This is a genomic window from Promicromonospora xylanilytica, assembly GCF_054782895.1.
In genome coordinates, this window is record NZ_BAAGRP010000061.1 from 1 (window position 1) to 12,738 (window position 12,738).

Genomic DNA, 12,738 nt, shown 5'->3' on the forward strand with positions numbered 1-12,738 from the left:
CCCCCACCCCCCGCGGCGTCGAACGTAGGGGTGGTCGCTGTATGGGCACTCATGATGCGACGAGCCCTACGTTCGACGGCTTGGGGCGACCATGCCTACGTTCGGCGCCCCCGAGGTGTCGCGACGGCAGAAAGGTCTCTAGAGGGAGCGTCCGGGTCGGCGGCGGGAGCTGACAGCGAGCGCGACCACAGGCGCTCTGATCGCGCTGCTGTCCACAACGTCACGGCCGAGGCTCTCGGCGACCTCGTCGTCGGGGTGGGATCAACGCCATGAGACCCGTGAGGAAGATGCCGCAGGCGCTGCTTGCGACCGCCGCCGCGCAGGAAGGCCTGGTGAGCAAGGCACAGTGCGACGGCGCGGGAGTGAACAAGGACGCCGTGGCCCTGCTGATCAAGCGGGGCCGGTGGCGCCGCGTCGCCCGGGGGGTCTACGACACCGATCCGGAGCCGACCGAGCGGCGTCTGCGGGACGGTCGGCACGATCACGTCCGCCGTCGGGCGGCATGGCTGGGCATGCTAGCGGTGCCCGACGGGATCGCGACCGGCGCGTGCGCGCTGGCCCTGCTCGGGATCGGCGGGCTGCCCGTGGATCTGGTGCCCGAGGCGGCGCGGCCAGGGGGAATGTACGCGGCCGTCGGTGAAGGGATCGCGCTGCGTCGGTACCGGTCCTTCGACGACCAGCCATATCGGGGCCGTAGGGTCGCTGCCCTGGTTCCCGCGCTGGCACAAGCGCTCCCGACGCTGTCCCGCCACGAGGCGGTGGCCGTGCTCAGCGATGCCCTGCGGGAGGGACGCCTCGACGCCGCTGCGCTCCAGCGTGTGCGCGAGAACCTCCGCGGACGGCGCGGCGCCGCACAGGTGCACTGCCTGCTCGACCTGGCGGAAGCCCGTGACGGGTCTCCCGCCGAGTCGCATGCACGGCTGTCCTTCGTCGACCACGGAGTGCCGCCGGACGGTCAGCAGGTCACCTTCGTCGCGGGTGGTGTCGTCCTTGCTCGGGTCGACTTCGTCTGGAGCCTGCCCGACGGCCGCTTCGTCGTGGTCGAGATCGATGGGCGAGCGTTCCACTCCGGCGACGCGATGCTCGCGGACGACGCCGCGCGCCAGAACGGGCTGGTCGCGACCGGCCGGCTGCTCGTTCTCAGGTTCCCGGCGAGGAGGGCGCTGGCCGCCGTCCCGAGCCTCGGCGCGGAGATGGCCGAACGACTGACTCGGCTGGGCTGGGTCCCAGGCACCCGCCTGGCCCCCACGATAGCCCTACCCGAGCGACCCGAGCACCCCGCCCCCCTCGATGTGCCGAGCGTAGGGGTGGTCGCCTGATGGGAGCTCATGCAGCGAGAAGCCCTACGTTCGACGGATCGGAGCGAGCCCTCCAGGGAGCCGTCCAGCGAGCGGTCAGGGCGTGCGCAGGGTGCGCCAGGGGATGTTCAGCTCGGCCAGCAGCTCGCGGAGCAGCGGCAGGCTGATACCGACGACGCCGTGGTGGTCGCCCTCGATGCGCTCGACGTACGGACCGCCGAGGCCGTCGATGGTGAAGGCCCCGGCCACGTGCAACGGCTCGCCGGTGGCGACGTAGGCGTCGATCTCGTCGTCGTCGATGTCCGCGAACCACACGGTCGTCGAGCTGGTCGAGCCGATGGCGCCGCCCGTGCCGCCGTCGGCGTCGTCGCGGAGGTCGACCACCCAGTGTCCGGAGTGCAGCACGCCCTTGCCGCCACGCATCGACCGCCAGCGTTCGCGTGCGGTCCCGGCGTCCGCGGGCTTGCCCACGACGGTGCCGCCGATCTCGAGCATCGAGTCGCAGCCGACGACGACGGCGCCGGTCACGTCGGCGTCGTCCCCGCGCTCCGCGAGCCTTGAGGCGACCTCCTCGGCCTTGGCCTGCGCGAGCACGAGCACGGCGTCGGCGGGATCGAGCTCCCCGAACCGGGCGGCGGCGTCGGCGAGCACCTTGTCCTCGTCGACGCCCGAGACCAGGACGTCCGGGGTGACGCCGGCGGACCTCAGCGTCGCGAGTCGGGCGGGGGACTGTGAGGCGAGGACCAGGCGTGGCACGGGCGCCACGGTACCGAGTGCGCGCCCCTGCGAAACAGGTGAATCGCGATCCGCCGGACGTGACCCACGTCACTCCGAGCCCGAAGCTCAGGCCATCGCCTCGCGCAGGGTGTCGAGGCCCACCGAACCCAGGTTGAGCGCCCGGGCGTGGAACGCCTTGGCGTCGAACTCCTGGCCGCGCGCGGTGGCGGCCCCCCGGGCCGCGTCCCGCGTCTGCTCCCAGAGCCGCTGCCCCACCTTGTACGACGGCGCCTGCCCCGGCCAGCCCAGGTACCGGTTGAACTCGAAGCGGACGAACGACTCCGGCATGTTCACGTTGGCCCGGAGGAACGGCCAGGCCTTCTCGGCCGTCCAGGTGCCGCCGCCCCACTGCTCGGGGGCGGGCATCCCGAGGTGCACGCCGATGTCGAAGACGACGCGGGCGGCGCGCAGACGCTGGGCGTCGAGCATGCCCAGGCGGTCGCCCGGGTCCTCCATGTAGCCGAGCTCGGCCATGAGCCGTTCCGCGTACAGGGCCCAGCCCTCGCCGTGGCCGGACACCCAGCAGGCCAGCCGGCGCCAGCTGTTCAGCGTCTCGCGTGCGAACACGGCCTGGCCGCACTGCAGGTGGTGGCCCGGGACGCCCTCGTGGTAGACCGTCGTCTTCTCGCGCCAGGTGTTGAACTCGGTGACGCCCTCCGGGACGGCCCACCACATGCGGCCGGGCCGGGACCAGTCGTCGCTGGGCGGGGTGTAGTAGATGCCGCCCGACTGGGTCGGGGCGATCATGCACTCCAGGTCCAGCACGGGGTCGGGCACGTCGAAGTGGGTGCCGTTCAGTGCGGTGATCGCGGCGTCGGAGGTCTCCTGCATCCAGGCCTTCAGGGCCGCCGTGCCGAGCAGCTTGCGCGACGGGTCGGCGTCGAGCACCGCCACCGCCTCCTCGACGGTGGCCCCCGGACCGGCGATCGTCGCGGCGACCTGCTCCTGCTCCGCGACGATGCGGGCCAGCTCCTCCAGTCCCCACTGGTAGGTCTCGTCGAGATCCACCTCGGCACCCAGGAAGTAGCGGGACCACAGGGTGTACCGCTCCCGGCCGACGGCGTCGGCCTCCGGCGCCTGCGGAGCGAGGTCCTGCTCGAGGAAGTCGGCGAGCTTGGCGTAGGCGGCCTGGGCGCCCTGCGCGGCACGCTCGAGGTCGCCGCTCAGCGCGTGCCCGTCGCCGAGCGTCGCCACGGCGGCCTCGCCCGTGACGAACGACGTGAAGAACGAGTCGGCACCCGCCAGCTCGCGCGCCTGGGTGACGCACTCGCGCACCTGCCGGATCGCAGCGACGTCGCCCTGCGCCGCTGCGGCGGTGAGCGACCCGATGTACCCGTCGACAGCACCGGGCAGCCGGTTCAGTCGGGACGCGATGTTCTCCCACGCCTCGACCGAGTCGGTGGCCATGATGTCGAAGACGTCGCGCAGCTGCTGCACGGGCGACTCGATGTTGTTCAGGGTGCGCAGGCCCTCGCCGGCGTCGTGCAGCTCGAGGTCCAGACCGACGCGCTCGCGCATCGCGGACAGGGTGACCCGGTCCACGTCGTCCGCCGGCTCGACCCCGTCGAGCTTCGCCAGGACGTCGCGGCCTGCCTGGGCGACGGCGTCGTGCCCGGCCGGAGACAGGTCGCCGATCTCGTGATCGTGCCCGGGCAGGCCCATGGCCGTGGCCGAGAGCGGGACGAGCTCGGCGAGGCGCGTGACGTAGTCGTCGGCAATGGCGTCGATGGGCGTGGGTGTGCGCACTGGACTGGTCATGAGGGCGAGCCTAAAGGGGGCGCGACGACCCGGAGCAGGGAATATCCCGCCGTCCGGCGGACAGAGCGGCTCAGGACCGCAGGCTCCAGCGCCATGCGTCGGCGTTGTGCCGGCCGGAGCGACCACCGAAGTTCTTGGCGGTCGCCGCGCCGTTCCCCCGCAGGGAGCGGGCATGGTTGACCCACTCGTCGAGCGGCGCGGCGTCGTCGGGCTCCGGACCCGCCGCCGTGACGGCAGCGAGGCCCGCGACCAGCGCGGCCACCTCGATGTCGTCCGGCTCGCCACGCACCACGCGTACCTGGGGGCTCATTCGTCGTCCTCCTCGTAGAAACCGAAACCGGGCGCGTCACCGCGGGAGGCCGCCCACTCGGCGATGTCGTAGCCGCCCTCCGTGAGGTGCGTCGCCACGGACTCGCCCGCGGCGTCGAGCAGGTCGATCACCCCGTCCAGGGTGGCGTCGCCGCCGCGCGCGGCGACGACGAAGCCCAGGTAGAAGGACTCGCCGCCCTCGGGCAGCTCGGACTCGAGGATCTCGTCGACCTCGGACTCGTCCGCCGGCTCCCAGACGGACGAGGTGAGGTCGGGGTGCATGCCGAGCGAACCGTGCAACGTGTCGAACAGCGCGGCGTTGAGGTGCCCCACCTTCGACTCCAGGGCAAGCACGCGCGGGTCCTCGTCCGCCTCCGCGGCGCCGAACTCGGCGCGGACGCCTACGGCCGTCCCCACGTAGTCGTGCAGCGCAGCCGCCAGCGCGTCGACGGCGCGATGCATCGGCTCGGCGTCGACGCGGCCCATCGGCGCCGGGCCGTGGGTGGCGTCCTCGTGGCTCATGTGGTTCCTCCAGGTCTCGACCGGCTCGACGACCGAGCCGGTCAGAGCGGGATGTTGCCGTGCTTCTTCGGAGGAAGCGTAGATCGCTTGGTGCGCAGCGCGCGAAGGGCGCGCACCACCTGGACCCGGGTCTCGGACGGGCGGATGACCGCGTCGACGTATCCGCGCTCCGCGGCGTCCCACGGGTTGACGATGGCCTCCTCGTACTCGGCGGTCAGCCGGGCACGTTCCGCTTCGACGTCGCCGCCGGCCTCCTGGACCGCTCGCAGCGCGCCGCGCTGCAGGATGTTCACGGCGCCGCTGGCGCCCATGACGGCGATCTGCGCGGTCGGCCACGCCAGGTTGACGTCGGCGCCGAGCTGCTTGGAGCCCATCACGATGTACGCGCCGCCGTACGCCTTGCGCGTGATGATGGTGATCAGCGGCACCGTGGCCTCCGCGTACGCGTAGATCAGCTTGGCACCGCGGCGGATGATGCCCTGGTGCTCCTGCCCGACGCCGGGGAGGAATCCCGGCACGTCCACGAACGTCAGCACCGGGATGTTGAAGGCGTCGCAGGTGCGCACGAACCGCGCGGCCTTCTCCGCCGCGTCGATGTCGAGCGTGCCCGCCATGGACTGCGGCTGGTTGGCGACGATGCCGACCGACTGGCCCTCCACGTGACCGAACCCGACCAGCACGTTGGTCGCGAACATCGGCTGCACCTCGAGGAACGACTCCGGGTCCAGCACCGCCTCGATGGCCTCGCGCATGTCGTAGGGCTGGTTGTCGCTGTCGGGGATCAGCTCGTCGAGCGCCTCGTCCTCGGCGGTGACCTCGAGCGGCAGGTCGCCCTCCGGCGGAAACGCCGGCGCGTCCGAGAGGTTGTTCTGCGGCAGGTAGCTCACGAGGTGGCGCACGTAGTCGATGGCGTCGTCCTCGTCCTGGCCCATGTAGTGCGCCACACCGGACTTCGAGTTGTGGGTGCGGGCGCCGCCGAGGGTCTCGAAGTCGACGTCCTCGCCCGTCACCGTTCGGATCACGTCCGGGCCGGTGATGAACATGTTGGACGTCTGGTCGGCCATCACGATGAAGTCGGTCAGGGCGGGGGAGTACACCGCGCCGCCCGCGCTCGGGCCGAGGATCAGGGAGATCTGCGGGATCACGCCCGACGCCGCCACGTTGCGCCGGAACATCTCGGCGAACTGCGTCAGCGCAGCGACACCCTCCTGGATCCGGGCGCCACCACCATCGCTGATGCCGATCAGCGGCACCCCGGTGCGCAGAGCGAGGTCCTGGACCTTGGTGATCTTCTGGCCGTGCACCTCGCCGAGGCTCCCGCCGAAAGCCGTGAAGTCCTGGGAGTAGACGCACACCTGGCGGCCGTCGATGGTGCCGTACCCGGTGACCACGCCGTCGCCGGCGATCCGCTTCTTCTCCAGCCCGAAGTTACGGCTCCGGTGCATGGCGAGCGCGTCCAGCTCCGTGAAGCTGCCCTCGTCCAGGAGCGCGTCGACGCGCTCCCGCGCGGTCTTCTTGCCCCGCTTGTGCTGCTTCTCCTGGGCCGTCTGCTCCGGGACGTCGATGGCGGCCGCCCTGCGGGCGTCGAGGTCGTCGAGCTTGGCGCGCGTGCCGGCAAGGGTCGTGATGGCGTCGTTCACAGTTCGAGCGTAGTTGTCGGATGCCTCTGGTTCGATGCGTGACCGTCCAGCGGGTCACGCGCCTGCCTTGTGGGTTTCCTCCAAGGGCAGACGCACCGGTGAGGCGAGAGGATGAGGTGTGCACCAGTCCCTGTACCTCGACAAGCTCACCGTCCCCGGGTTCGCGCGGGTCGAGGTGGTCGAGACCTCGCCGTCCACCAACGCGGAGCTCGCCGCGGCCGTCCGGTCCGACCCGGCCGCCTGGCCCGCGCCGTCGGCCCTGATCGCCGAGCACCAGACCGCGGGCAAGGGGCGAGCCGGGCGGTCCTGGCAGACGCCCGCCCGCGCGGGGCTCACCGTGTCCGTGCTGCTGCGCCCCCAGGTCCCGGCGGGCGCGCTGGGCTGGCTCCCGCTGCTGGCCGGGCTCGCGGTGGTCCGCGCGGTGTCCGACGGCGGCGTCACCGCCGCGGTGAAATGGCCCAACGACGTGCTGCTGCCCGCGGTCGACACCGTCGCGGGGCTGGGCCTCTACCGCAAGGTGGCCGGCATCCTCGCCGAGGTGGTGCCGGAGGCGCCTGACGGACGCCGCCCGGCGCCGGGGGTGGTGCTCGGGATCGGGCTCAACGTGTCGCAGTCGGCCCAGGAGCTGCCCGTGCCGACGGCGACGTCGCTGGCGCTCGCGGGCTATCCCCGGCCCGACCGGACCGACGTGCTGGTCCGGCTCCTCGGCGAGGTGCACGCCGTGGTCCGGCGGTGGGAGCTGGCCGGGGGAGACGCGGCGGCGGCCGGGCTCCTGGACGAGTACACGGCGGTGTCCGCGACGCTGGGCACCCGCGTCCGGGCCGAGCTCGCGGGAGGTGCGGGCGTGCTGGAGGGCGTCGCTGCCGGTCTCGACGACGCGGGGGCGCTCGTGGTGCGCACGGAGTCGGGTGAGGAGCGCACGGTGACGGCGGGCGACGTCTGGCACCTGCGGTGACGCGGCCAGGTGCTCGCCCTGTCCGGGCTGTACGGGGTGGGTGAACTGCCCGGCCAGGTCGGGTGAACTCGGCGGCAGACTCTGCCTCGAGGCGGTTGATCTGAGTTAATCTCCGACGCAAGCGACGGCAGGCGGGTATCGGGCGCGGAGCGGCGCCGCTACCCGCGCGGTGTGCGTGCGACGGCGGGAGATGCCATGGAGGCAGGTCGAGCCACGGTCGGGGTGGCCAAGGCGATCGTGTGCGCGGCGGCGATCATCACGGTCTACCTGATCAGCACGGTCCGGCTGGACCAGGGTGTCGTGGAGCCGGCCGCGATCCCGGCGACGGGCCTCATCGCCGCCGGTATCGCGTGGCTGCTGGTCGTCTGGGCCCTGCTCTACCGCGACGACGGCGCACGCGGCGTGCGGCTGGGGCTGTGGAACGTGGTCACCGTGGTCGGCATGCTGATCGTGCTCACGGGGATCCCGCTCGCCATGGCGTTCTGGGGCTGACCTCGCTGGTTCGCCCGACGGGTGTATGCGAGTGCATGGGGTGCACGCGCCTACAGTGGTGACGTGCTCCACAATTCCGAGACCTCCCACAGCCACCACGACGCGCCGGGTGCCGACACCGCGGCCCGGCTCGACGAGACGCTGCTGGGCGGCGCCCGTCGCTACACGCTGTCGCAGGTGGTGGAGCTGACGGGGCTCGACGAGCAGTTCGTGACCCGCTACTGGCGCTGGATCGGCTTGCCCGTCACGCACCCGACGGAGACGTGGTTCACCGACGCCGATGTCGAGGCGCTCAAGGACGCGGCCGGCCTGTTCGACGCCGAGCAGATGGATGAGCGTGCCCAGATGACCTTCATCCGGTCGGTCGGCCACACCACCGAACGGCTGGCGCTGTGGCAGGTCGAGGCGCTCGTGGAGCACCTCGCGCGCCGTTACTCGCTCGACGAGACGTCCGCCCGCCTGCTCGCCCTCGACCGGCTTCCCGAGATGTCCGAGATGCTCAGCCGCCAGCTCGAGCATGCCTGGCGGCGTCAGCTCGCTGCCCTGACGGGGCGCACCGCCATCGAGTTCGCGGGCTCCCGGGGTGACGACCGTCAGGACACCCAGCAGCTTCCCCTCGTGCGCGCGGTCGGGTTCGCGGACATCGTGTCGTTCACGAAGCGGACGGCGGGACTCGGTTCCGAGGAGCTGGCGGAGTTCGTGCAGCGGTTCGAGGCAGGCGCCCGCGACATCATCACCAACGCGGGCGGCCGCGTCGTGAAGACCATCGGCGACGCCGTCCTCTTCGTGACCGACGACCTCTCGACGGGCGCCGAGGTCGCCCTCGGTCTGGCCGAGACCTCGGGCGCGGCGCTCGGCACGGCCGCGCCCGGCGATCCGGAGATCCCGGTCCGGGTCGGACTCGTCTGGGGGCGGGTGCTGTCCCGGTTCGGTGACATCTTCGGCCCCACGGTCAACCTGGCCTCCCGGCTCACCGAGCAGTCCGACCCCTCGACCGTGCTGGTCGACAAGGAGACCGCAGCGAAGCTCGCGATGAGCTCGCACTACGCGCTGACCGCCCAGCCGGCCCGGGACATCCCGGGTATCGGCCGGATGGCGCCGGTCCGCCTCCAACGCGCGTACCAGGCCTGACGCCTCACCGCATCGCGCGCAGCGCCCGCATCGCCCCGGGGAGCAGCCGCAGCTGCTCGCGCCGCTCGGCGGCGAACGTGCGCCGGTCTCCCGCCGACCAGTGGCGGTCGAACAGCCGCTTCGCGGCGGCCACCGCCTCGGGACGCCGCTCCGCGATCCGGGCGGCCAGCGTGAACGCCTCGTCGAGCGGGGCGTCGGTGACGGTGCCGGCCAGACCGAGCCGGACGGCGTCGGCTCCGGTGATCTCCTCGGCCGTGAAGGTGAGGCGCTTCGCCGTCTCGATGCCGACGAGCTGGGTGAGCGCGCGGATCCCTGACATGTCGGGGACCAGGCCGCGCTCGACCTCCTTGACGGACCAGCGGGCGTCGGGCGTGGTGAGGCGCAGGTCGGCGGCGAGCGCGATCTGCACGCCCGCCCCCAGCACGTGCCCGTGCACCGCGGCGATCACCGGTGCGGGTACGCGCCGCCACGCCCAGCAGGCCTCCTGGAACAGGTTGGTGCCGCGTGGGGTCGGGACGAACGCCCGCGCCACGGCGGCCGGGTCGCGGGACGCCGCACCGAGGTCGAGCCCGGCGCAGAACGACCGGCCGGTGCCCGAGACGACCACCGCGCGCAGCCCTGGCGTGTGGCGGAGCCTGCGCGCCGTGGCCCTGAGGCCGCTCAGCATGTCGAGCGACAGCGCGTTGAGCTTGTCGGGCCGGTCGAGGCGCACGTCGGCGATCCCGTCCGAGAGGGTGCAGGTGACGCGGCTCCCGGACGGGGCCACCGACGGCGAGGTGCTGGCGCTCATGGGGCGCAGCCTACGCAGCGCCCGCCAGGGACGAGCGCGGCGGTGCGGGCGGTGCCGGTCCCGCGCCTGGACGGGGCGTCCGGACCGCGCCGTGCGTGTGACACGATGCGAGCGTGCTGAAAGTCGTTCTCTTCGATCTCGACGACACACTCGTGGACCAGGAGGGCGCCTCTCGCACGGCGGTCCTCGGCTGGCTGCCCGAGCTGGGCCTCGATCTCGACGACCAGGACGAGCTGGTCGCCGCATGGGGTGCCATAGCGGAGCAGGCCTACGGGCGCTACCAGCGGCGCGAGATCACGTTCGCCGAGCAGCGGCGCGTCCGGGTGCGCGAGTTCCTGGGCGCCGACGCCACCGACGACGAGGCCGACGAGCTCTTCTCCGGCTACCTGACGCGCTACGAGCGGGCCTGGACCGCGTTCGACGACGCCGTGCCCGCACTGCGGCGCGTGCGCGACGCCGGCCTCGTCGTCGCGGTGCTCACCAACGGCGACTCCGTGCACCAGCGGCTCAAGCTCGACCGCACGGGCCTGGCCGAGCACCTCGACGTGGTCGTCGCGTCCGACGACCTGCCGGCCGGGAAGCCCGACCCGCGTGCGTACGCCGCCACGTGCGAGATCCTCGGCGTCGCACCCGGCGACGTGCTGATGGTGGGCAACGACGTGGAGAAGGACTACCAGGGGCCGCTCGATGCCGGGTTGGCCGCCGTGCTGCTGGACCGGTACGACCGGTACCCGGAGGTCGAACGCCGGATCCGGACGCTGGACGGCGTGCTGTCTGCGGCGTAGGCCGTTCGCTACAGCGGTACCAGGCACGCCATCGTCTGCGAGGGACGCCATGGTCCACCTATCCGGGCTGATTCCGCGGACTATGGCGTGCTACGCAGAAGATGGCGTGGTTGGCTGCGCGCATGGCACGGAACTGGGTAAGTGCGGACGCGCTGCTTCAGATCCGTCAGACCATGACCGGTTCCGGGTCCCGCGGCTGCGGGTCCTCGTCGATCAGCTCCGGTCCGTCGTTCTGCACCGAACCCACCGTGTCGCGAACAGGGCGCGTGGCAAGAGGTGCGTTGTCGACCTCCAGCAGCTCGGACGCGTCACGGACGGCCGGGTCCAGCCACGCGTCCCAGGCTGACGGGGGCAGCACGAGCGGCATGCGGTCATGGATAGGGGCCATCGCGTCCGACGCCGCCCGGGTGACGACCGTCGCCGACACCAGCCAGCGGTCCGGGTCGGTCTCGCTCGCCGCCGGGTTGCGCCAGAACTCGTAGAGCCCCGCGAGAGCCGCCACACCGGGGCCGGCCGGGTGGATCCAGTACGGCTGCTTGGGCACCTTCTTCGAGCCGGTGGCGGGGAGCGACAGCTTGCGCCACTCGTAGTAGCCGTCGGCGAGCACCAGGCAGCGCCGCGCCGCGAACGGCTTGGCGAACGCCGGCTTGTCGAGCAGCGTCTCCGAGCGCGCGTTGATCATGCGGGCGCCCACACCCGGGTCCTTGGCCCAGGACGGCACGAGGCCCCAGCGCGCCAGCTGCATCGACCGGCTCACGTCGCTGGAGCCGCGGGCCGCCCGCTCGACGACGATCCGCACCGGGTCGGTCGGCGCGACGTTCCACGACGGTGGCAGCAGCCGCGCGTCCTCGGCGAGTTCCGCGATGGCGAGCTCGTCGGCGAGGTCCTGGGACTGGGTGAAGGAGGCGAAGCGTCCGCACATGGGACCAGCATGCCCCGACCCACTGACACGCGGAGATCGAGATCACTCTGTTCAGCCTCGTATCGATTCGATAGAATCGATCACATGCCATCCGAAGCGCCGTCGGGCGTGCCCTCCGTCACGCCCGTACGCCGCGCTCCCTCCTCACGGTCGGCCCTCAAGTGGGTGATCATGCTCGGGGCGCTGGCGTGCCTGCCCGCTCTCACCGTCGACATGTACCTGCCTGCCCTCCCGCAGGTCGCCGCCGACCTCGGGGCCTCGGACACGCTCGCCCAGCTGACCGTCTCCTGCATGCTCGTCGGAGGTGCGCTCGGCCAGCTCGTCATCGGCCCGCTGACCGACCGGTTCGGGCGCCGCCTGCCGCTCATGATCGGCATCGGCATGCACGTCCTGGTCTCGCTGGCGTGCGCGCTGGTCGACGATGTGCACCTGCTCATCGGGCTGCGCCTGGTGCAGGGCTTCTTCAACTCCGCGGCGAGCGTGGCGGCGATGGCCACGGTGCGCGACCGCTTCGTGGGTGCGGAGGCCGCCCGCATCCTGTCGCGCCTCATGCTCGTGATCGGTGTGGCGCCCATGCTCGCGCCGTCGCTCGGCTCGATCGTGCTGGAGGCGTTCGCCTGGCGCTGGATCTTCGTGGTGCTCGCGCTGATCGGCGCCACCCTCGCGGTGATCGTGTTCTTCGTGATGCCGGAGACCAACCCGGTGGCCCGCCGCACGACCGGTGGTGCCTCGTCCGTGCTGCGTGGCTATCGCACCCTGCTCAGGGACCGGCACTTCATGGCGCTCGCGCTCATCCCCGGCCTGGGCATGGGCGTGGTGATGAGCTACGTGGTGGGTTCGCCGTTCGTCTTCCAGCAGGGCTACGGCCTCACGCACGGGCAGTTCTCGCTCCTGTTCGCCGTCAACGGGCTCGGCCTCGTGCTCTCCGCACAGGTGAACGCGTCGCTGGTGCGGCGGGTGGCGCCCATCCGGCTGCTGCGCACGGCCATCGTGGCGCAGGTGGTGATGTCCGTGCTGCTGGTCGTGGTCGCGGTGACGGAGCTGGGCGGGCTGATCGGCCTGCTGGTGGCCCTGTGGATGGTGCTCGCGTTCCAGGGCCTCATCCCCGCCAACGCCTCGGCGCTCGCGCTGTCCAGGCACGGCGAGATCGCGGGCACCTCCGCCGCGATGATCGGGTCGGTGCAGTCGCTGCTGGCCGGCCTGGTGTCGCCGATCGTCGGTCTGCTCGGCAGCGACACCGTCGCCATGTCCTCGGTCATGCTCGGCGCGGGCGTGACGGCGTTCGTGGTGCTGGCCTCGGCCACGCCGGCGTACCGCAAGGGCGGCTGGCACACGCCGATCTGACTGTTCACCCCGGTG

At 72.1% G+C, this 12,738-nt stretch carries 13 protein-coding genes; 6 read left to right on the forward strand and 7 right to left on the reverse strand.

Annotation, left to right across the window (positions count from 1 at the left end):
* The first annotated feature begins 269 nt into the window (after nt 1–269).
* Entirely contained in the window at nt 270–1,319 is a 1,050-nt protein-coding gene (locus tag ACYVK7_RS18285) for a type IV toxin-antitoxin system AbiEi family antitoxin domain-containing protein (RefSeq protein WP_460889139.1), read from the forward strand.
* 75 nt (nt 1,320–1,394) lie between these two features.
* Here the strand turns inward: ACYVK7_RS18285 and ACYVK7_RS18290 are convergent, their stop codons facing one another.
* From ACYVK7_RS18290 to ACYVK7_RS18310, 5 genes are all read right to left on the reverse strand, one after another.
* Entirely contained in the window at nt 1,395–2,054 is a 660-nt protein-coding gene (locus tag ACYVK7_RS18290) for a Maf family protein (RefSeq protein ID WP_460889140.1), read from the reverse strand.
* 87 nt (nt 2,055–2,141) lie between these two features.
* Nucleotides 2,142–3,833 (reverse strand): DUF885 domain-containing protein, encoded by a 1,692-nt coding sequence (locus ACYVK7_RS18295; RefSeq protein WP_460889141.1) that lies wholly within the window; start codon nt 3,831–3,833, stop codon nt 2,142–2,144.
* A gap of 70 nt (nt 3,834–3,903) precedes the next feature.
* Nucleotides 3,904–4,143 (reverse strand): acyl-CoA carboxylase epsilon subunit, encoded by a 240-nt coding sequence (locus ACYVK7_RS18300; RefSeq protein ID WP_460889142.1) that lies wholly within the window; start codon nt 4,141–4,143, stop codon nt 3,904–3,906.
* Nucleotides 4,140–4,664 (reverse strand): hypothetical protein, encoded by a 525-nt coding sequence (locus ACYVK7_RS18305; protein ID WP_460889143.1) that lies wholly within the window; start codon nt 4,662–4,664, stop codon nt 4,140–4,142. Before ACYVK7_RS18305 ends, ACYVK7_RS18300 begins: the two co-directional genes overlap by 4 nt.
* A gap of 41 nt (nt 4,665–4,705) precedes the next feature.
* Nucleotides 4,706–6,304, reverse strand: coding sequence for an acyl-CoA carboxylase subunit beta (locus ACYVK7_RS18310; RefSeq protein ID WP_460889144.1), 1,599 nt, complete (start codon nt 6,302–6,304; stop codon nt 4,706–4,708).
* 118 nt (nt 6,305–6,422) lie between these two features.
* Here ACYVK7_RS18310 and ACYVK7_RS18315 point away from each other — a divergent pair, with 118 nt between their 5' ends.
* The 3 genes from ACYVK7_RS18315 (at nt 6,423) to ACYVK7_RS18325 (ending at nt 8,882) form a co-directional block, all read left to right on the forward strand.
* Entirely contained in the window at nt 6,423–7,259 is an 837-nt protein-coding gene (locus ACYVK7_RS18315; protein ID WP_460889145.1) for a biotin--[acetyl-CoA-carboxylase] ligase, read from the forward strand.
* A 195-nt stretch (nt 7,260–7,454) separates the two neighbouring features.
* Nucleotides 7,455–7,751, forward strand: coding sequence for a hypothetical protein (locus ACYVK7_RS18320; protein ID WP_460889146.1), 297 nt, complete (start codon nt 7,455–7,457; stop codon nt 7,749–7,751).
* 63 nt (nt 7,752–7,814) lie between these two features.
* On the forward strand, nt 7,815–8,882 hold the full coding sequence (locus ACYVK7_RS18325; protein ID WP_460889147.1) for an adenylate/guanylate cyclase domain-containing protein: 1,068 nt from the start codon (nt 7,815–7,817) through the stop codon (nt 8,880–8,882).
* A 4-nt stretch (nt 8,883–8,886) separates the two neighbouring features.
* On the opposite strand, the gene ACYVK7_RS18330 is transcribed toward ACYVK7_RS18325, so the two are convergent.
* Nucleotides 8,887–9,672: a crotonase/enoyl-CoA hydratase family protein gene (locus ACYVK7_RS18330; RefSeq protein ID WP_460889148.1), complete on the reverse strand. Its 786-nt coding sequence runs from the start codon at nt 9,670–9,672 to the stop codon at nt 8,887–8,889.
* Between the two features lie 113 nt (nt 9,673–9,785).
* On the opposite strand from ACYVK7_RS18330, the gene ACYVK7_RS18335 reads away from it, so the two are divergent.
* Nucleotides 9,786–10,457, forward strand: coding sequence for an HAD family hydrolase (locus tag ACYVK7_RS18335; protein WP_460889149.1), 672 nt, complete (start codon nt 9,786–9,788; stop codon nt 10,455–10,457).
* A 166-nt stretch (nt 10,458–10,623) separates the two neighbouring features.
* Here the strand turns inward: ACYVK7_RS18335 and ACYVK7_RS18340 are convergent, their stop codons facing one another.
* Nucleotides 10,624–11,379, reverse strand: coding sequence for an SOS response-associated peptidase (locus ACYVK7_RS18340; protein ID WP_460889150.1), 756 nt, complete (start codon nt 11,377–11,379; stop codon nt 10,624–10,626).
* Between the two features lie 84 nt (nt 11,380–11,463).
* On the opposite strand from ACYVK7_RS18340, the gene ACYVK7_RS18345 reads away from it, so the two are divergent.
* Entirely contained in the window at nt 11,464–12,723 is a 1,260-nt protein-coding gene (locus ACYVK7_RS18345; protein WP_460889151.1) for a multidrug effflux MFS transporter, read from the forward strand.
* The last annotated feature ends 15 nt before the right edge of the window (nt 12,724–12,738 follow it).

Coding starts and splice junctions, on each gene's coding strand:
- ACYVK7_RS18285 (WP_460889139.1), top strand. CDS start 270: ATGAGACCCGTGAGGAAGATGCCGCAGGCGCTGCTTGCGACCGCCGCC.
- ACYVK7_RS18295 (WP_460889141.1), bottom strand. CDS start 3,833: ATGACCAGTCCAGTGCGCACACCCACGCCCATCGACGCCATTGCCGAC.
- ACYVK7_RS18300 (WP_460889142.1), bottom strand. CDS start 4,143: ATGAGCCCCCAGGTACGCGTGGTGCGTGGCGAGCCGGACGACATCGAG.
- ACYVK7_RS18305 (WP_460889143.1), bottom strand. CDS start 4,664: ATGAGCCACGAGGACGCCACCCACGGCCCGGCGCCGATGGGCCGCGTC.
- ACYVK7_RS18320 (WP_460889146.1), top strand. CDS start 7,455: ATGGAGGCAGGTCGAGCCACGGTCGGGGTGGCCAAGGCGATCGTGTGC.
- ACYVK7_RS18330 (WP_460889148.1), bottom strand. CDS start 9,672: ATGAGCGCCAGCACCTCGCCGTCGGTGGCCCCGTCCGGGAGCCGCGTC.
- ACYVK7_RS18340 (WP_460889150.1), bottom strand. CDS start 11,379: ATGTGCGGACGCTTCGCCTCCTTCACCCAGTCCCAGGACCTCGCCGAC.
- ACYVK7_RS18345 (WP_460889151.1), top strand. CDS start 11,464: ATGCCATCCGAAGCGCCGTCGGGCGTGCCCTCCGTCACGCCCGTACGC.